Annotated in this window: 16 protein-coding genes; 12 read left to right on the top strand and 4 right to left on the bottom strand. The window is 66.5% G+C overall.

Annotation, left to right across the window (positions count from 1 at the left end; genetic code table 11):
• Window positions 1-70: 70 nt before the first annotated feature.
• The gene (locus VGK20_07675) at window positions 71-853 is read right to left on the bottom strand and encodes a 3'(2'),5'-bisphosphate nucleotidase CysQ (protein HEY2773916.1); all 783 of its coding nucleotides are present in this window, start codon (window positions 851-853) and stop codon (window positions 71-73) included.
• A gap of 278 nt (window positions 854-1,131) precedes the next feature.
• On the opposite strand from VGK20_07675, the gene VGK20_07670 reads away from it, so the two are divergent.
• A complete protein-coding gene (locus VGK20_07670) occupies window positions 1,132-2,523 on the top strand; it encodes a hypothetical protein (protein HEY2773915.1) in 1,392 nt (463 codons plus the stop codon).
• A gap of 39 nt (window positions 2,524-2,562) precedes the next feature.
• Here VGK20_07670 and VGK20_07665 read toward each other — a convergent pair whose 3' ends face one another.
• Both VGK20_07665 and VGK20_07660 read right to left on the bottom strand, forming a co-directional pair.
• The gene (locus tag VGK20_07665; GenBank protein HEY2773914.1) at window positions 2,563-3,315 is read right to left on the bottom strand and encodes a DUF1566 domain-containing protein; all 753 of its coding nucleotides are present in this window, start codon (window positions 3,313-3,315) and stop codon (window positions 2,563-2,565) included.
• Between the two features lie 74 nt (window positions 3,316-3,389).
• Window positions 3,390-3,884, bottom strand: coding sequence for a hypothetical protein (locus tag VGK20_07660; protein HEY2773913.1), 495 nt, complete (start codon window positions 3,882-3,884; stop codon window positions 3,390-3,392).
• Window positions 3,885-4,030: 146 nt separating this feature from the next.
• Between VGK20_07660 and VGK20_07655 the strand changes: the two genes are divergently transcribed.
• The 9 genes from VGK20_07655 to prfB all read left to right on the top strand — a co-directional run bounded on the left by VGK20_07655 (window position 4,031) and on the right by prfB (window position 14,691).
• Window positions 4,031-4,531: a phosphatidylglycerophosphatase A gene (locus tag VGK20_07655; protein HEY2773912.1), complete on the top strand. Its 501-nt coding sequence runs from the start codon at window positions 4,031-4,033 to the stop codon at window positions 4,529-4,531.
• Between the two features lie 54 nt (window positions 4,532-4,585).
• Entirely contained in the window at window positions 4,586-5,917 is a 1,332-nt protein-coding gene (locus tag VGK20_07650; protein HEY2773911.1) for a competence/damage-inducible protein A, read from the top strand.
• Between the two features lie 169 nt (window positions 5,918-6,086).
• Window positions 6,087-7,181 carry a recombinase RecA gene (gene recA / locus VGK20_07645; protein ID HEY2773910.1) on the top strand — a complete coding sequence of 365 codons (1,095 nt, stop codon included), beginning with the start codon at window positions 6,087-6,089 and terminating at the stop codon, window positions 7,179-7,181.
• A gap of 5 nt (window positions 7,182-7,186) precedes the next feature.
• Window positions 7,187-7,735: a RecX family transcriptional regulator gene (locus VGK20_07640; GenBank protein HEY2773909.1), complete on the top strand. Its 549-nt coding sequence runs from the start codon at window positions 7,187-7,189 to the stop codon at window positions 7,733-7,735.
• An 18-nt stretch (window positions 7,736-7,753) separates the two neighbouring features.
• Window positions 7,754-10,396 carry an alanine--tRNA ligase gene (alaS, locus tag VGK20_07635; protein ID HEY2773908.1) on the top strand — a complete coding sequence of 881 codons (2,643 nt, stop codon included), beginning with the start codon at window positions 7,754-7,756 and terminating at the stop codon, window positions 10,394-10,396.
• Between the two features lie 25 nt (window positions 10,397-10,421).
• Entirely contained in the window at window positions 10,422-11,351 is a 930-nt protein-coding gene (locus VGK20_07630; GenBank protein HEY2773907.1) for a PhoH family protein, read from the top strand.
• Between the two features lie 20 nt (window positions 11,352-11,371).
• A complete protein-coding gene (gene ybeY / locus VGK20_07625) occupies window positions 11,372-11,842 on the top strand; it encodes an rRNA maturation RNase YbeY (GenBank protein HEY2773906.1) in 471 nt (156 codons plus the stop codon).
• Window positions 11,839-13,497 carry an apolipoprotein N-acyltransferase gene (lnt, locus tag VGK20_07620; GenBank protein ID HEY2773905.1) on the top strand — a complete coding sequence of 553 codons (1,659 nt, stop codon included), beginning with the start codon at window positions 11,839-11,841 and terminating at the stop codon, window positions 13,495-13,497. Before ybeY ends, lnt begins: the two co-directional genes overlap by 4 nt.
• Window positions 13,498-13,550: 53 nt before the next feature.
• A protein-coding gene (prfB, locus tag VGK20_07615; GenBank protein ID HEY2773904.1) for a peptide chain release factor 2 occupies window positions 13,551-14,691 on the top strand; the annotation gives its coding sequence in 2 pieces (ribosomal slippage) (window positions 13,551-13,628 and window positions 13,630-14,691; 1,140 coding nt in all).
• A gap of 51 nt (window positions 14,692-14,742) precedes the next feature.
• Here prfB and VGK20_07610 read toward each other — a convergent pair.
• The gene (locus VGK20_07610; protein ID HEY2773903.1) at window positions 14,743-15,528 is read right to left on the bottom strand and encodes a DUF2071 domain-containing protein; all 786 of its coding nucleotides are present in this window, start codon (window positions 15,526-15,528) and stop codon (window positions 14,743-14,745) included.
• 354 nt (window positions 15,529-15,882) lie between these two features.
• On the opposite strand from VGK20_07610, the gene VGK20_07605 reads away from it, so the two are divergent.
• Both VGK20_07605 and VGK20_07600 read left to right on the top strand, forming a co-directional pair.
• Entirely contained in the window at window positions 15,883-16,653 is a 771-nt protein-coding gene (locus tag VGK20_07605) for a DUF4336 domain-containing protein (protein ID HEY2773902.1), read from the top strand.
• A 243-nt stretch (window positions 16,654-16,896) separates the two neighbouring features.
• Window positions 16,897-18,123, top strand: a complete 1,227-nt coding sequence (locus VGK20_07600) for a PEP-CTERM sorting domain-containing protein (protein HEY2773901.1) — start codon at window positions 16,897-16,899, stop codon at window positions 18,121-18,123.
• The last annotated feature ends 183 nt before the right edge of the window (window positions 18,124-18,306 follow it).

Here is an 18,306-nt window from a genome sequence, read left to right as displayed (position 1 = left end):
TTTCCTGCCCGGCAAGCGAACGCTCGCCGGGTTACGATGGCCCGGCAAGCGAACGCTCGCCGGTTTGCGCTCATTGCCCGCTGGTCTCGCGGATCACGTCGCGAAGAGGGCCGTACAGCACCGAGCTTGCGGCAATCAGGCCGGGCAGCAGCGTCTTCGGATTGTTGAAGGTCAGCGGGCGGCCGAAGCGGTCGGTCACGACGCCGCCGGCTTCTTCTACGAGCATGGTTCCCGCGCAGATGTCCCACTCGTTCTTCGGCGTCAGCGAGAATGTCGCGTCGGCTTTTCCCGCGGCGATCAGCGCGAACTTGTAGGCCACCGAGCCGGTGAGCTTCACCTTCATCAGGCTCTTGTAGGCATCCCACTCCCCGCGCTTGTCTTCGCTGCGGCTGGCGAGCACGACGGCGTCGGCTACGCGGCTGTGCGGCGTGCAGCGCACGGGCCTGCCGTTCAGGGTCGTTCCGCCGCCGCGGCGCGCGGCAAACAGCAGGTCTTCGGCCGGATTGTAGGAAACGCCCACCTGGACGACGCCGTCGACGACGAGGGCCACACAGACGCAGAATTCGGGAATGTGCTGGGTGAATTCCTTGGTCCCGTCCAGCGGATCGACGATCCAGACGCGGGACTTGGAAAGACGCTCGGTCGTATCGGCCGTCTCCTCCGACAGCCAGCCGTCGCCGGGGAAGGCGGTAAGGACCGTCTTCTTGATGACGGCGTCGGCCTCGGTGTCGGCGACAGTCAGGGGATTGTCGGGCGCCTTCTCGTGAACCTCGTAATCGCCCTTGTAGTACTTGGCGACGACGGCGCCGCCGGCACGGGCCGCGGCAATGGCAACTTCGAGCTCTGGCTGCATCGGGTTCCTCTGGACGAAATCGGAAGGGCGGGGCCGCGCGGGACGGCGCCGGCCGGCGGCCCGACGAATAACGGGTTCCCGGGCCGGGAACAACGCTGGGGTCAGGCACCAGCCGTACTTTGTGGCTGCAGGGAATGATGGATCGCTGCTGCCACGAGCCTGGCCTGGTGCCTGACCCCAAAAACACGGTTGCACCGCGCGCCGTTCCCGCGGATTCTTTGCGTTCCGTCGCGGCCGCCCGGCCCGGGCCCCGCGACCGACAGACCGGAGACGTCTTCTTGAGCCCGACGCGTTTTCCCGCCGCCCTCGCTGCCGTCCTCGCGTCCGTGCTTCAAGCCGGCGTCGCGACGGCTGCCCCGGTCCAGGTCACCAACTCGAACGCCGACTGCGCGAGCGTCGCGCCGGTCTCGGACTCCACCGGAACCATCGCAGCGTGGCAGTCCGACTGTAACCTTGCCGCGACCAACCCCGACGGCAGCCTCGAGATCTTCCGCGCCGTCGTCGGCTCGGCGCCTGCCCAGCTCACGACCGGCGTGGCATGCTCGAGCACGCGCCCGAGCATGAGCAGCGACGGCAACAAGGTCGCGTTCGAGTCCGACTGCAACCTGACCGGCGCGAACGTCGACGGCAACGTCGAGATCTTTCTGTGGAAGAACGGTGCCATCACGCAGCTCACCAATTCGGTCGGCTGCGACAACCTGGCGCCGTCGATCAACGGCGCGGGCACTTTCATTGCGTTCGACAGCACCTGCAACCTGCAGGGGAACAGCAATGCCGTACGCGGCTCCGGCATTTTCCGCGTCTCGTCGACCGGCGTGCTGACGCGTCTTACCGACAATTCGGCAGACGACTGCGACAGCACCTCGGCGTCGATCAACGGCAGCGGCAGCCTCGTCGCCTTCGACTCGGACTGCAACCTGACGGGCGAGAACGAAGACCGTGCGATCGAGATCTTCACGGTGACGTCGGCCGGCGCGGCAACGCAGATGACCAAAGCGCCGGACGACACGTGCTCGAGCGTACGGCCGTCGATGGACAGCGCAGGCTCCATCATCGCGTTCTACAGCGATTGCAATTTTACCGGCTTCAATGCGGACAACAGCGACGAGATCTTCACGGTCAACGCATCGAAGACCGTCGCGCAGGTCACCAACGTCGGCAGCGGCACTGCGTGCGCGAGCGGCGAGCCGCGCATGGCCGCGTCGGGCACGGCGGTGGCGTTCACGAGCTACTGCCGCCTGAACGAGTTCAACGGCGACGGCAGCATCGAGGCTTTCCAGGCCGGCGTCGGCAGGTCCCAGGGAGGAATTCTCGCCGTCACGGACGGTGGGCCGAACTGCTCGAGCACTGCCGGCGGCATCAGCGCCGACGGAACGCGCGTGATGCTCGACAGCGACTGCAACCTCGCGACGAACAACGCCGACGAGAGCGTCGAGATCTATCGCGCAAACGCATGCGTCTGCGGAGCTCCCGCCACCCGCCGCGCGGCCCCGTCACCGAAAGCCAGCGACGCACTTCTCACGCTGCGATCGGCGGTCGGTGCGTCCTCGTGCGCGCTGTGCGAGTGCGACACGAACAACGACCAGCTGGTGACCGCGAGCGACGCCCTGCGCACGCTCAAGGTTGCGGTGGGCGACACGACGCTGACGCTGACCTGCCCGGCGCCGTAGGCGGAAAGCGGCGAGCCGGGCACTCCGCAGAAAAAGTGCTCAATTCCCCGTTCGCACCGCGCGCACCGACTGGCTGCCGGTCTTCGGGAACGCACCGGCGTAACCGTCGTTGAAGTGCACGAACCACGCGCCCGAGCGATCGTTGATGTACGTGGACGACGTCCAGTATTCGTTGACGGCTGTGCAGCTGCACGTATGAATCGAGCAGCCGGCCACGCAGTTCGAGTCGAACGGCGGCCACGCCGACGGATTGACGGTGCCGACGTCGTCGATGCTCTCCATCTCGGCCAGGTTCGGCAACCTCCAGTCGTGATGGCCGGCAAAACCCGCCGAGTTTAGCGCAGCGATTTTCGAGGAGAACGCCGCGGCCCAGGTGTAGGTAGCGCCGACGTCGTGGATGCTGCCGTCGCTCGACAGCTTCTCCCACATCAGGCCGGTGGCGCCGTCGCTGATCGTGCCGTTGCCGTTGTCGGTGAAGCTGTGGGCGATGCCGTGCTGGAACTCTGCGTCCTGGCCCGTTCCCGCGCACGAGACGAACTTTCCGACCGAATCGTAGCAGAACGTCTGGCCGGTCTGCAGCGGTGTTCCGTCGGGCGGGCACCGAAGCTCGATCGGCTGGCCGACCGAATCTTTCAGCACGGCAAGGGCATCGCTGGCGGTGACGCTGCCCGAAGCGTTGACGTCTCCGCAGACCGCGTCCGCGGCAAGGGCCGGCACTGCCGGCGCGAAGGCCAGGGTCCAGCAGGCCAGCAGTACCGAAGCCGGCGACGGCGAGCCAGTGATCCTTCTCATGTGCGGATGTGCCCTCCTTCAAACGATACCGGGGACAGTAGCACCGGCCGGGGCGCAGATGAATGCGGTTCGCTTCAGAAGCTCTTGTCCCAGAGCTTGCCGCGCAGCGGGACGAACTCGCCGCCGAACAGGAAGACGAGCACCTTGCGGCCCGGCGGCTCGTCCACGTACACGGCGCCGAACGGGTAGATCGCGAATCTTTTGTAGAGCGCGAATCCGCCGGGCAGGTCCACGCCTTCGCGGGTCTGCTGGTTTTCGATCCTGCGCATCTGGATCAGCGCGGGCGCGCGAAAGTACAGGTAGTCCTTGTCTTCGGCCTCGAGCACGTACACGCCGTCCGGAAGCCGCACGCCCTTGGTCGCGCGAGACACCGGCCCGTTGAACCACACGCGCGCTTCGTGGAACGTCATCGTGCGCGCAGGATCCGAGAGCTCACGGACCTCGCGCACTTCGTTGACGATCGGATCCAGAGGCGGAACCAGCAGCGCGCACGACGAAGCGGGCAGTGCGAGCGCCGCAACGGCCACGCAACAGATGCGGTGCACGGCCGGACGCATGACAGGACGCATGACAGGACGCATGAGTGGTGCCGGCGACCGATACCATGCAGCCGGGCGAATGTCCGCCGTGTGCCCAAACGCGTTGTCAGCCGTCGAGGATCTCTCTAGCTTCGCGGCCGCCGGGCGGTGCAGCAGCCCGGCAGACGGGAGACGGATTGGCCAAATCGCAGTCGAATTTTTCGCCGGCCGACGGTCCGGCGGCGCGCATCGCGACGGTGATCGCCACCGGACTCGGCGCCGGACTCTCCCCGGTGGCACCGGGAACCGCCGGAACCGTCGTGGCGATTCCGATCGGCTACGGGCTGCTCGGCCTGAGCCCCTTGCTGCAGCTCGTCGCGATCGCGCTCGTAGTCGCCGTTGCCATCTGGTCGGCCGGGGTGGCCGCCGGCCGCCTCGGTGTGAAGGATCCGGGCCAGGTCGTCATCGATGAGGTTGCCGGCTACCTCGTCGCCGTGGCCCTGATGCCGCCGACCTGGCGCGTGCTGGCCGCCGCATTCTTCTTTTTTCGCGCTTTCGACATCGCGAAGCCGCCTCCGTGCCGCTGGGCCGAGGGCCTGCCGGGAGGGATCGGGATCGTCGTGGACGACCTTTTTGCCGGTCTTTATGCCAATCTGGCGATTCGGGCCCTCGGCGCGACCGGACTGTTTTCGCCATAGTTTCGCACGGGGCTCGCATTGATCCGCGCAATGGCGTAGAAAAGGCGAAACCTCATGGACGGGCCCATCCGGACAGCGGCGATCCTGGCCACAGGCGACGAAATCGTCGGAGGCCGCACAGTCGATACGAACTCGGCGTGGCTGGCCGACCGCCTGTCGGGCGCCGGTGTGGACGTCGTCGCATTCCTGGCGGTCAGCGACGACGTCGACCGCATCGCCTGGGCTTGGAAGAGCGCGATCGAAAAGGCCGACGTCGTGATCTCCACGGGAGGCCTCGGCCCCACCAGCGACGACCTGACCAGCGAGACCGTCGCGTCGGTGGCCGCCGTGCCGCTCCGCATGGACGAAAGGCAGGCCGAGCGCATCCGCGCGATGTTTCGCGCGCGCGGCCGCACGATGCCCGAGAACAACCTTCGCCAGGCGCTGATCCCCGCCGGTGCCGACGTCATCGACAACCCCGTCGGCACGGCCCCAGGCTACCGTCTTTCCGTCTCGAGCGACGGGGGGCGCGCGCACTGCATCGTGCTGCCCGGAGTGCCGCGCGAGATGAAGCCGATGTTCGACGCCGGCGTGCTGCCGTGGATCGCGTCTCGCACCGAGGCGGGCCGCGTCGTCGTCGCGCACACGTTCGCCACGTTCGGTCTTCCCGAGTCTTCGCTGGACGAAAGGCTTCGAGGCGCCGTACCTGCCTCCTGCGGCCGCCTCGCCTTTCGCGCCAGCTTCCCGAAGATTTCCGTACGCATCAGCGTGGCTGGAAGCGAAGCCGACGCGCGCCGCCGGCTCGCCGGACTGGCGGCCGAGGTGCGCTCGCGCATCGCGGAGGTCGTCTACGCGGACGACGATTCGACGATGGAACAGGTGGTCGGCGCGCTGCTGAAGGAGCGCGGCCTGGTGGTCGCTACCGCCGAGTCCTGCACCGGAGGATTGATCGGCAGCCGCATCACCGATGTTGCCGGAAGCTCGGCTTATTACAGCGGCGGGATTGTCGCCTACAGCAACGATCTGAAACAACGTCTTCTCGGTGTGGACGTGAAAACCCTCGAGAAGCACGGCGCCGTCAGCGAACAGACGGCAAGGGAGATGGCCACGGGCGCACTGGCAGCCGGCGCGGCCGACCTCGCCGTGGCAACTACCGGCATTGCCGGGCCCGATGGCGGAACCGCGGAAAAGCCCGTCGGAACCGTCGCGATCGCGCTCGCCAGCGGGGGGCGCAGCGGTGCGCAATCGGTCGACTCGCGTCTTTACCGGTTCTGGGGAGGGCGCGACTGGATCAAAATGCTGACGTCCCAGGTCGCGCTCGACTGGATCCGGCGTCACCTCGTGGGTCTTCCCGCGCTCGAGCCGCGCGACATCGCGCCCGCTCCGCGCGTCGAAAGCAGCGGATGAAACGGCGTTCGAAGCAAGGCAGCGACCGCGCGATGTCCTGGCACAGCAGTTTGTGCGCCGCGCGGTGCGCAGAAGGACAACCATAAGGAGCGGGTCGAACGAGATCGGCCCGGATAGCGCAAAGGGCTGGCAAGGCCAGCCCGGCAGAAGGAAGAAAGGAGACAGGAAGATGTCGACGGAAGAAAAGAAGAAGGCCCTGGAGCTCGCGGTCAGCCAGATCGAGAAGCAGTTCGGCAAAGGCTCGCTGATGAAGCTCGGCGCAGACGATCTTGCCAGGGACATTCCGGTGGTGTCCACCGGATCGCTCGGCCTCGACGTCGCGCTCGGAGTCGGCGGCCTGCCGTGCGGGCGCGTCATCGAGATCTACGGGCCGGAATCCTCCGGCAAGACCACGCTGGCGCTGGAAGCGATCGCGCAGGCGCAAAGGCGCGGCGGCACCGCAGCGTTCGTCGACGCGGAGCACGCGCTGGACGTGAACTATGCGCGCAAGCTCGGCGTGCGCACCGCCGAGCTCCTGATCTCCCAGCCCGACAACGGCGAGCAGGCCCTGGAGATCACCGAAACGCTGGTGCGCAGCGGCGCCATCGACATCCTCGTCATCGACTCGGTGGCCGCACTGGTACCGCGCGCCGAGATCGAAGGCGACATGGGCGAGCCGCAGATGGGCCTGCAGGCACGGCTGATGTCGCAGGCCCTGCGCAAGCTGACGGGCACGATCTCGCGCAGCAACTGCATCGTCATCTTCATCAACCAGATCCGCATGAAGATCGGCGTGATGTTCGGAAACCCCGAGACCACCACCGGCGGCAACGCGCTCAAATTCTACGCGACGGTGCGCCTGGACATCCGCCGCATCGCCTCGCTCAAGCAGGGCGAGCAGGTGATCGGCAACCGCACGCGCGTGCGTGTCGTCAAGAACAAGGTCGCGCCGCCGTTCCGCGAAGCCGAGTTCGACATCCTCTACGGCACCGGCATCAACAAGGAAGGCGAGCTTCTCGACCTCGGCTCCGAGATGAACATCGTCGAGAAGAGCGGCTCGTGGTACTCGTACGGCACCGATCGCATCGGCCAGGGCCGCGACAACGCCTGCGAGTTCCTGCGCGAGCACCACGACATCGCCAACCAGATCGAGGCCAAGGTGCGCGAGTCCGTCGGGCTGCCGTCGTCGGCGCCCGTGCTCAAGGTCGTCGACGGCGGGCTTTCCGAAGCGAAAGACGAGGGCGACAAGACGAAGAAGGCCGCGAAGGCCTCCGGCGCCAAGTAGGCCCGATGCCTCCGGCCGGCCAGGCGCATGCGACCAGCGCGATCGAATTTGCGATCGCGCTGGTCGCCGCGCGCTCCCGAACCGAAAAAAATCTGCACGAGAAGATCCGTGCGCGCTACGGCGCGGAAGAGACCGAAGCTGCGCTCGCGCGGCTTCGCGAGCTCGGCCTGGTCGATGATGCAGCGTGGGCCGAGCGCTTCGCGCGCGACCGCTTCGAGCGCGCGGGGCAGGGGCGTCACCGCATCCGCGCCGCGCTCGTCGTGCGCGGCATCGACGCGGCCATTGCCGATGCCGCGATCCAGCGCGCGGTCGGCGCCGATGACGAAAGGCTGAGGGCCTTGCGAGTGCTCGATGCGCTTCGCGCCCGCGTTGGCGCAGCCGAGGCCGGCGCGAAGGCGAAACGGGGCGACGCGCAGGCGTCGCCGGGCGCCGCCGGCGGCGTCTCGACGAGGCCTCGCCGCGGCGCGGATTCGCTGAAAAACCGACTGTTTCGCCGCATGATCGCGCGCGGTTACCCGGCCTCCCTCGTGCGTGACTTGCTGGACGTTTCCTAGTATTCCGGTCGGCGCTGCATGACTGGAACCGAAGTCCGCAAATCCTTCCTCGACTTTTTCCGTTCGAAGGGCCACCTGATCGTTCCGAGCGCTCCGATCGTCCCGGTCGGGGATCCGACGCTGATGTTCACGAACTCGGGCATGGTCCAGTTCAAGAACGTCTTCCTCGGCCTGGCCGAGCCTCCGGCCTCTCGCGTGGCCGACAGCCAGAAGTGCCTTCGCATCTCGGGCAAGCACAACGACCTCGAGGACGTCGGCCGCGACACCTACCACCACACGCTGTTTGAAATGCTCGGCAACTGGTCCTTCGGCGATTACTACAAGGCCGAGGCGATCGAGTGGGCCTGGGAGCTGCTGACCGGAGTGTGGGGACTGCCGAAGGACAAGCTCTACGCCACCGTCTACAAGTCCGACGACGAAGCGGAGCAGCTCTGGAGGCGCATCACCGACATCGGCCACGAGCGTGTGCTGCGCTTCGCCGAGAAGGACAACTTCTGGGAGATGGGCGAGACCGGCCCCTGCGGCCCGTGCTCGGAAATTCACATCGACCGCGGCGCCGGTTCCTGTGACATGCAGCACGTTGCGGGGCACGTCTGCGCAGTCAACGCCGGCTGCGCGCGCTACATCGAGCTGTGGAACCTCGTCTTCATCCAGTATCACCGTGACGACGCGGGCAAGCTGCACGAGCTGCCGTCCAAGCACGTCGACACGGGAATGGGCCTCGAGCGCGTCGCGTCGGTGCTCGAGGGTGCCGGCGGCAACTACGACGGCTCCTTGTTGCGCCGCCTGATCGCGACGGCCGAAGACCTGTCGAAAGCTCGCTACGGCAACGACCCCGACAAGGACATTTCGTTCCGCGTGCTCGCCGATCACAGCCGCGCGGTGTCGTTCATGATCACCGACGGCATCGAGCCCGGCAACGAAGGACGCGGCTACGTGCTGCGCCGCCTGCTGCGTCGCGCCGCGCGTCACGGCAAGAACCTCGGCCTCGGCGATACGTTCCTGTATCGTATCTGCGACACCGTCGTCGACGTGATGGGCGATGCGTACGAGGAGCTGGTGCGCGACCGCACGAAGATCCTCGACACCGTGCGCGACGAGGAAGAACGCTTCGCGGTGACGCTCGACCGCGGCCTCGTGCATCTCGACAGCGAAGTCGCGCGGCTGGCCATCGGCGTGACGAGGCTGCCCGGCGACGTCGCGTTCCGCCTCTACGACACGTACGGATTTCCGGTCGACATGACCGACGACATCCTGCGCTCGCGCGGCATCGCCGTCGATCGCGACGGCTTCGAGGCGGCGCTCGAGCAGCAGCGCGAGCGGGGCCGCGAAGCCCAGGCTGCGCGCGGCGGCGCGCGCGACTACACGTTGATCGTTGCGGCCTCGCGAGAGCGCGGCGTCGGCTTTGCGGGACCTTTCGTCGATTCGACGCAGTCGCGCATCGTCGCGTTGGCGCGTGGCGGGGAGCTGGTTCCCGCGCTTCGCGAAGGCCAGCAGGGCGAGCTCACGGTGGAGGTCACGCCGTTTTACGGGGAGTCCGGCGGCCAGACCGGCGACACGGGCAGGATCGAGGCTGCCGGCGGCGCGCGCATTCGCGTGCTCGACACCCAGAAGCCTGCGCCTGACGTCATCGTGCACATCGTGCAGGTCGAAAAAGGCGAGCTCGCCGTCGGCGATTCCGTTTCGCTTTCGATCGACGTTGAGCGGCGCCAGGCGATTCGCCTGAACCATTCGGCTACGCACCTTCTGCATGCAGCGCTTCGCCATCATCTCGGCACCGGCGTGCACCAGCAGGGATCGCTGGTCGATCCGTCGCGCCTTCGCTTCGATTTTAACCACTCGGGGCCGGTCGCCGACGAGAAGCTCGCCGACATCGAGTCGGAAGCCAACGCGGCGATCCGCGCGAACTATGCAGTCACCGAAACCGAAATGCCGTACGACGATGCGATTGCGGCCGGCGCGATGGCGTTCTTCGGCGACAAGTACGGCGACGTGGTACGTGTCGTCAAGATGGGCGACTACTCGGTCGAGCTTTGCGGCGGCACCCACGTCTCGCGCACCGGCGACATCGGGCTGGTGCGGCTCGGTTCGGAAAGCGGCGTCGCGGCCGGAATCCGTCGCATCGAGGCGTCCACCGGCGCCGGTGCATTCGAAGCCGTGCGGCGGCGCGACGAGATCCTGCGCGAGATCGCCGCGCTGCTGAAAATTCGCGAGGAAGACACCGTCGTCCGCGTCGAGAAGCTGCTTGCCGAGGGCCGCGAGCTCGAGAAGAAGCTCGCGCGCGCGGCTCAGGGCCAGTCCCGCGACGTCGTCGCCGAGCTTGCCGCTTCGGCGCGTTCCACCGCCGGCGGTGCTCGCGTCGTCGTCTCGCGAGTCGACGGAATCGATTCGAAATCGCTGCGCTCGGTATCGGATCGTCTTCGCGAAAGGCTCGGCTCCTCGGTTGTCGTGCTCGCTGCGGACGCCGACGGTGCGGCTTCGGTGCTGGTCGCCGTCACGCCCGACCTTACGTCGCAGTTCAACGCCAACGAGCTGATCCGCCAGCTCGTGCCGCTGGTCGACGGTCGCGGAGGCGGCAAGCCCGACTTCGCCCAGGCCGGAGGCAAGAACCCCGCGGGAATCCCCGCGCTCCTGGAGAAAGCCCACGAAATCGTCGTCTAGCTTCGAATTCGCCGATTCTCAGCGGTTGCACGAGCTGTTCGGCAGCCATGACGAGAACGTGCGTACGCTGGAAAGGGCCCTCGAGGTTCGCGTGGCCATCACCGAGGACGGCCTGCGCATCGACGGCGAGGATCACCAGAAAGAGCTGGCGGCCCGGGTGCTGCGCGAGCTGTACGGCTTTACCACCCAGGGGCGCACCGTCGGACCCGACGACGTCACGCGCGCCATCGAGATCCTCGGCGCCAGCAAGAGCGCATCGCTGGCCGACATGTACCGGCGGCCGGTTTACGTTTCTCCGCGCGGCAAGGAGATCGCGCCGAAAACGACGAACCAGCGTCTGTACGTCGAGGCGATCCGCACCCACGACCTCACGTTCGGCATCGGGCCGGCCGGAACCGGCAAGACGTATCTGGCGATGGCGATGGCGGTAGCCGACCTGTTCCGCGGAAAATACTCGCGCATCATCCTGACGCGCCCCGCGGTGGAAGCCGGCGAGAAGCTCGGGTTCCTTCCGGGCGACCTTGCCGAAAAGGTCAACCCTTACCTTCGGCCGTTGTACGATGCGCTGCACGACATGGTCAGCCTCGAAAAGGCACAGACGATGATCGAGCGCGGCACCATCGAAGTGGCGCCGCTGGCATTCATGCGCGGGCGCACGCTGAACAACGCGTTCGTGATCCTCGACGAAGCGCAGAACACGACGCGCGAACAGATGAAGATGTTCCTGACCCGCCTCGGGTTCGAATCCAAGGCGGTGGTCACCGGCGACATCACGCAGGTCGATCTTCCGACGGCCCAGGTGTCGGGGCTGCACGACGCGTGGAAGATCCTCGGCAGCATCCAGGACATCGCGTTCGTCGAATTTGGCGATCGCGACGTCGTGAGGCATCCTCTCGTCAAGCGCATCATCAGCGCCTACGAAAAGCTGACGCCGTCGCGGCGCAAGACGTCCTGAGCGAATTCTGCGCACTGGCCATGCCGGTCGAAGTCATCGATGAAAGCGGCGGGCAGGCCGCCGACAGCCTCGTCGCGCAGATCCATGCCGCGGCCGGGGTGATCCTCGGTGCCCTCGGCCACCGCGACAAGGAACTCGGCGTCTCGCTGGTCGACGATGCCCGCATCCGCGCGCTCAACCGCCAGTGGCGCGCGAAGGACGCTGCCACCGACGTGCTGTCGTTCTCCCAGCTCGAAGGCGAGAGCGTTGCCGGACCTATGCTCGGCGACGTCGTGATCTCGCTCGAGACGATGCGCCGGCAAGCCGGCGCCGGCGGATGGAGCGAGGCCGAAGAGACGGTGCGCCTGCTGCTCCACGGCGTGCTTCATCTTGCAGGGCACGACCACGAACGGGATTCGGACGCCGCGGCGATGCGCGCCGAGGAGCGGCGCGTGATTGCGCTGCTTGCCGCACGCGGCATCGCTTGTGCCGCCGACGAGGACGTTGCGTGAGCGTGACAGCAGGCGCGCAGACGGAGGCGGTGGTCCTGACGACGCCGCGCCGGATCGCGCTCGCGATTCTCAGCGGTCTTCTTCTTGCCGCTGCGTTCCCGAGCGCGAGCCAGGGCTGGGCGGCGTGGATCGGCCTGGTCCCCCTGCTGGTTGCGATGCGGGGCCTCAGGCCCTGGCGCGCAGCGGCGCTCGCGTGGATTACCGGCTTTTTGTGGCAGGTATCGACGATCTACTGGATTCCCGCGACGATCAGCAATTTCACGCGCATCTCGCCGCTGATCGCCAAGAGCCTGCTGCTGATGCTCGCAGCATTCTCGGCCTACCCGTTCGTGATCCTCGCGTTCGCCTGCGAGTGGGCCGCTGCAGCCGGCCTGTCGCGCCTCGTCGTCGCTCCGCTGGTGTGGCCGTTTGCCGAGTGGCTGCGCGTCGTCGTGATTGCCGGCTTTCCGTGGAATCCCCTCGGCAACAGCCAGATCGTCTATCCGGTGATGGCGCAGGCCGCCGACATCGGCAGCGTCTACCTGCTTTCGTCGATCCTCGTGCTGGCCAACGCGGCGATCGCGGAGGCCGTTGCCAGGCGCGGCGCAGTGCCACGCGAAGGCAAAGGCAAGGGTGCAGCGGCATCGCCGGCTGCGCGCGCGGTCGCGATCGCTGCAGCGTGCCCGTTGTTCCTGTTCGCCTACGGCACCTGGCGCCTGCACGAGTTGAGCTCGACTGCGTACACGGGCGCAGTGCGCATCGGCATCGTGCAGGGCAACATCGCGCAGGACCAGAAATGGAACGCGACGCTGCGCGACCACATCCTTACGACGTACCTCGATCTTACCGGCAAGGCCGCGTCCGACGGCGCCCAGCTCGTCGTGTGGCCCGAGGCGGCGCTGCCGTTCTACATCCAGCGCGACATGCATTCGCTCGAGCTGACGAAAATCGCGCGCGAGCGCCACATCGACCTGCTCGTCGGCGCACCCGGCATCGAAGAGCACGAAGGAAAGCCGCCGACTCCGTACAACCAGGCATGGCTCGTCCGCAACGACGGCAGCCTCGAAGGGCCCTACGACAAGATCCAGCTCGTGCCGTTCGGCGAATACATCCCGCTTTACGGCCTGTTCGGCATGGTCGATATCGCCGTGCAGGCCGTCGGCCAGCTCGGCCAGGGACAGGACCTGACGGTGTTCGAAAGCGTCGATCTTTCTGCGCCGCCGCAGTCGCAGGCCGGCGCAGCGCCGACCGAGGACGGGCACCCGCGCCAGGCGCGCTTTTCGACGCTGATCTGCTACGAGGGGATCTTTCCGTCGCTGACGCGCCAATTCGCAGCTCAGGGCCTCGATTTCCTCGTCAACATCAGCAACGACGCGTGGTACGGCGACACGTCGGCGCCTCACCAGCACCTTGCGATGGCCGCGATGCGCGCAATCGAAAACCGACTTCCGATGGTGCGCTCGACCAACACCGGCATCTCCGCGTTCATCGACGACACTGGACGCGTCGGCGGCACGACGCCCCTGTTCCAGCAGGCCTACGAAGTCGAGACGGTCAAGACACGCCAGGTGTGGTCGTTCTACCGGATCTATGGAGACGTGTTCCTGTACCTGTGCCAGGCGGCAACGTTGGCCATCGTATTCGTGACCGTTCGCCGCCGCAGGGCCGCCGCCTGAGAGTTGGAGAGTTGGTTGCTCGCGCGCAGCCGTCGTGAGACAGTGCGCGGGTCATGGCGAAGGTCGATCCCGAAATCCGCACGCGAGTGACCGCCCTCGAGGAGAGAGTCGAGCTCCTCGGGCGGCGCCTTTGACGTAGACGCACTCCGGAAGCGCTTCGACGAGCTCGATGCGCGCAGCCAGGACCCCTCCCTCTGGAATGATCGCGAAGCCGCCGGCTCGGTGCTGCGCGAGCGCTCGGGCCTGGAATCGAAGATCTCCCACTTCCAGTCGATCCGTAAAGCGGGCGACGACATCGCCGTCTACCTCGAGCTCGCCGACGAAGGCGACGGGGAAGCGCTGTCCGAGCTGCTGCAGCAACTTGCCGAGTGCGAAAAGAAGCTCGACGAGATCGAGTTGCAGCAGATGCTGTCGGGCGAGTACGACCGCAGCAACGCGATCGTCGAGATCCGCCCCGGAACCGGCGGCACCGAAAGCCAGGACTTCGCCGAGATGCTGCTGCGCATGTACCTGCGCTGGACGGAGCGGCACGGCCTGAAAGCGACTCTGACGGAGATCCAGCCCGGCGAGGGCGCGGGAATCAAGGTCGCCTCGCTGATCATCGAAGGCGAGTATTCGTACGGCTACATGCGCGCCGAGGCCGGCATTCACCGCCTCGTGCGCATCTCGCCGTTCGACAATGCCGGGCGGCGCCATACCTCGTTCGCCTCGGTGATGGTGTGGCCCGAGATCGACGACACGATCGAGATCGACATCCGCGACGAGGATCTGCGCGTCGACACTTACCGCGCCGGCGGCGCGGGCGGCCAGCACATCAACAAGACCGATTCGGCGGTGCGCCTGACGCACCTTCCGACGGGCCTCGTCGTCGCGTGCCAGAACGAGCGCTCCCAGCACAAGAACAAGGCCTTCGCCATGAAGATGCTCGCGTCGCGCCTGTACGAGCTCGAACGGCGGAAGCAGGAGCAGAAAATGGCCGAGCTCGGCACCACGAAAGTGGAAGCCGGCTTCGGCAGCCAGATCCGCAACTACGTGTTGGCGCCGTACCGCCTCGTCAAGGACGTTCGCACCGGCTACGAAGTCGGCAATGCGGATGCCGTGCTCGACGGCGACATCGACGGTTTCATCACCGAGTACCTGATGCAGTCGTCGCAGGGCAAGATCGGCGCCGTACGCGGCGCGGCGGCGCGCTAGGCTGCTACAAATTTTGTAGCAGGACTCGCCGATCGTCCGACCGAACGCTCGTCACCGGCGCAGCCGCACGCCGCGCCTCACGACGATATCGGAGCCGTCCGCGAGAAAGCAGGAAGACGGCGGCCTCCGAAGCGGCTCTTCGAATTCCGGTCCGTACAGAGACCGGACGTCGCAATCGAAAGTGCAAGCCGTACCCCGCCAGACCTTCCAGACCGGATGCTCGACCCGATATTCCATCGTCGCGCCGTCGCGCTGGCGCGAATATCCCCAGTAATGCTCCGTGATGAATCGCTCCTCGGAATCGGGAGCCGGCTGGTACGAGTCACGCTCCACCGTGATGCCGAGACGATGCCGGTTTGCGCGGTGCATCCACCAGTACTCGATCTCGTTGCCCGAATCGCGGCTTCCCATCGCAGTCGCGACATAGTTTTCGTTGTAGACGGCCCTGGCTACCCAGGCCAGGGCGCGCCGCGGGACCAGTTCCTTGAGGAACACCACACCACGCCGTTCTTCTCCCTCGACGATGCGTCGCACGTAGAATCGAAGGTTGACTTCGAGAAAATGACGATGAAGCGGCACCGGAAAACCGAGCAGCCGCGTATCGGTGAAGCGGAACCCGACCATGCTGACGAAGTGGCGACCGTTCCAGGAGTCGAGTTCGGTGCCGGCGGGCACGCAGCCCTGCAGGATTGCAGATTCGACTTCGAAATTGACCATCACCAGCCGCAGCCAGCGTGCCGTGAGAAAACGCGGTGCCGCGAGGCTTTCCGATGCGGGTGCCAGCATCGCACGAGGAGAAGCAGGGCCGACATCGATCGCGTGCGGACTGGAAGTCATCGAAGGAGCTCTCCGCGTTCGCTCGCCGCTTGCGCCGCTGTGATGCAGGTCGCGCGAGACGGCTCCGCGAGGGCAAACTCTATCGTTCGTGGTCCTCTTCAGGCAAACGTACAGCCGCGTGAACAACACGGCATTAGCGCCGCTTCATGGTCTTGCGACGAATCCCTGATTCGCGTTGCGATCGAACCCGATCGATTTGTAGAAGCGATAGACAACTTCGGTCCATGCCGCCGGTTCCCGACCGATTGCCAGCCTTGGAGCGGGAGCCGGTTCCAGTCCCTTGAAAGCGGGAAAGGACCCGGGCAAGGGCGATGCGAAGCCGCGCGACTGCTCCCGAACTCGAGGTCCGAGCCGATGAGCCAGCACCGTTCCCTTGCCGATCGCCTGATGCAGCACCTGAGGCCGAGGCCGGTGCCCGGCTTCGCTCCGCCTGCGTGCGAGCTCGATCGCGGAATCTGGACGCTCGAGCGACAGCTTCGCATGCCCGGCGGCCCCGTGCTGCCGAGCCGCACGACGATCCTGCGGCTGGCGAGCGGCGGCCTCGTCGTCATATCGCCTCCCGCGCGCATCGCCGAAGACGGCGCCGACGACCTCGATGCAATCGGAGAGGTTCGCTACGTCGTCGCGCCGAACTCGTTTCACTACGTGTACTGCGCCGAGTTCCTTCGCCGTTATCCGCGCGCGTCCCTGCTCGTGACGCCGGGGCTGTCGCAGCGCGTGCCGTCGCTGCCCGAAGCGATCGAGCTCGGGCCGCGGGCGCCCGAGGAGTGGAACGGGCAAATCGAGGTCGCCGTTCTCGGTCCACTGCGGGGTCTTTCGGAGACGGCGTTCTTTCACTGCGAAAGCGGGTCGCTGATTTTGACGGATGTCGCGTTCCACATGACGCGCTTCGCGCGAGGGTTCGATCGCGTTGCGTGGCGACTGTCCGGAGTTCCCGCCGGATTCGGACCGAGCCGCACCGCAAGGACCCTGCTGCTGACCGACCGCACGCAGGTCGCGGCTTTCCTGGAACGCCTGCTCGCATGGCCGCTGCGCCGCATCGTGGTGGCGCACGGCGAAGTGATTGCCGAGGACGCCGGCGCCCGGCTTCGCGACGCGTTTCACACGTACCTTGCGGGCGGCTGATCGCGCCGGTTTTCGCGAGCCGGCGGCAGCGCCGCGGCCGCGGCTTCCCGCCGGTCGCGGACTCAAACCTGGGAATCGGAGGCGCCGGTATTCCCAGAGCCGGGAACGCGGCGGCGGCGCGGGGCGCGAACATCGGCAAAATCCGCGGATTTTGCCGCCGGGACCGCGTCCTCCCACGTTGGAATGACGATTGCTCCAATGCGGCCAGGCAAGCCTCGTGCGGCTCTGCAAAGGAGCGGTTCATTGATCTTCTCGCGACGTCCCCATTTCGCGCTGCTCGGCGCCGCTGTGTTCCTCTTCGGGTTTCCCGCGGCGGCAAGCGCGTCGATCACGTTCGGCGAGCTGACCAACTTCGACGTCTTCAACGATACCGGCGAAGACTGCCACGGGTTCGAAATCGAGCTCGACGGCATCAGCAGCCAGAACGTCGTCTACGAGTTCGGACAGCAGCGCTACGGCAACCCGGTCGTCGTCGATTTCGCGGGCGGGGTCTACGTACGCTACGAAAGCGCTTTCGATGCCGGAGCCCAGGCGTTTCTTCAGGCGACGCCCCAGGCTCCGGCTGTCATCACGCCGACCAACGGTCACGCCTGCTGGACCGGCGGCTCCGTCGATTACCTGACGAGCGGTTGCGAGCACTTCGGTGTCTCCCTCACCGCCAGTCCGACGAATACCGTCTATCGATGGCTGGTCGCCGATCCGGCCAATCCCGGAACGCTCAAGGTTTCGGGCACGAGCGTCAACATTCCCGCGCCGGTGTGGAACGTGACGCCGCCGCCTCCGCAGCTTCCTGATCAGATTCATCCTGTCGTCGCGGCCGTCATCGAGCCGCCGGAGCCGCTCGGATTCCAGTTCGGCGATGCGATCTGGATGAAAGTTTTCGTCACCGAGTCCCCCGATCCGGCCGAGCTCGACCACCTGGTTTCCGACGATCCGCGTGTGCCCGACGAAGCGGCCGAGGTGGAGACCGAATGGCAGCTGCTGCAGTCGGAAGTGGGAGTTCCCCACGAGGCGGAAGCTTCGAAACAGATCGGTGAAGGCAACGAGTCGGTGACGCGTCGCTACGAATTCTACGCGTACACCGGCGAATACGATGCGGAGAGCCACGAGGCGAAGCCGGTGAGCGACGGGAATCCGGCGGCCGGCGACCTCGGCAATTATCTCGGTGCGCAGATGGCCGCCGTCAACGTCGGGGCTGTCGTTTCCCCGACCACGACCACGACGACTACTACGACCTCCTCCTCGTCCACGTCGTCGACGGTTCCGGTGGCCATCTGCGGAGATGCAAACGACGACACGCACATCAATGCGGGCGATGCACTGGTCGCGCTTCACGCGGCGGTGGGGTCGGTGGTCTGCGCCCTCGATCGCTGCGACGTCGACCACAGCGGATCCGTGACGGCATCGGATGCGCTTCGGATCCTCAAGGCCGCAGTCGGCCAGCCAATCGTGCTGGACTGCGTGCCCTAGTCTGCGAACTGCCGGCGGAGCGTGCGTTTTGTCGTACGCGCTAACTCCCCGGCCCGCGTGCGGCGGCGCCTCCGCCCGGCAGTTCGCTACTCTTGCGTAGTTGGGGACAGGCACCAGCCTGCTGGTGCCTGTCCCCAACTGCTTTTTCGCCTGCTGCTGCGCGCGCAGACGGCGATCTCATCG

It is taken from the genome of Candidatus Binatia bacterium (genome assembly GCA_036493895.1).
Lineage (GTDB): Bacteria > Desulfobacterota > Binatia > UBA1149 > CAITLU01 > DATNBU01.
This window is presented reverse-complemented; position numbering and strand designations above follow the sequence as displayed.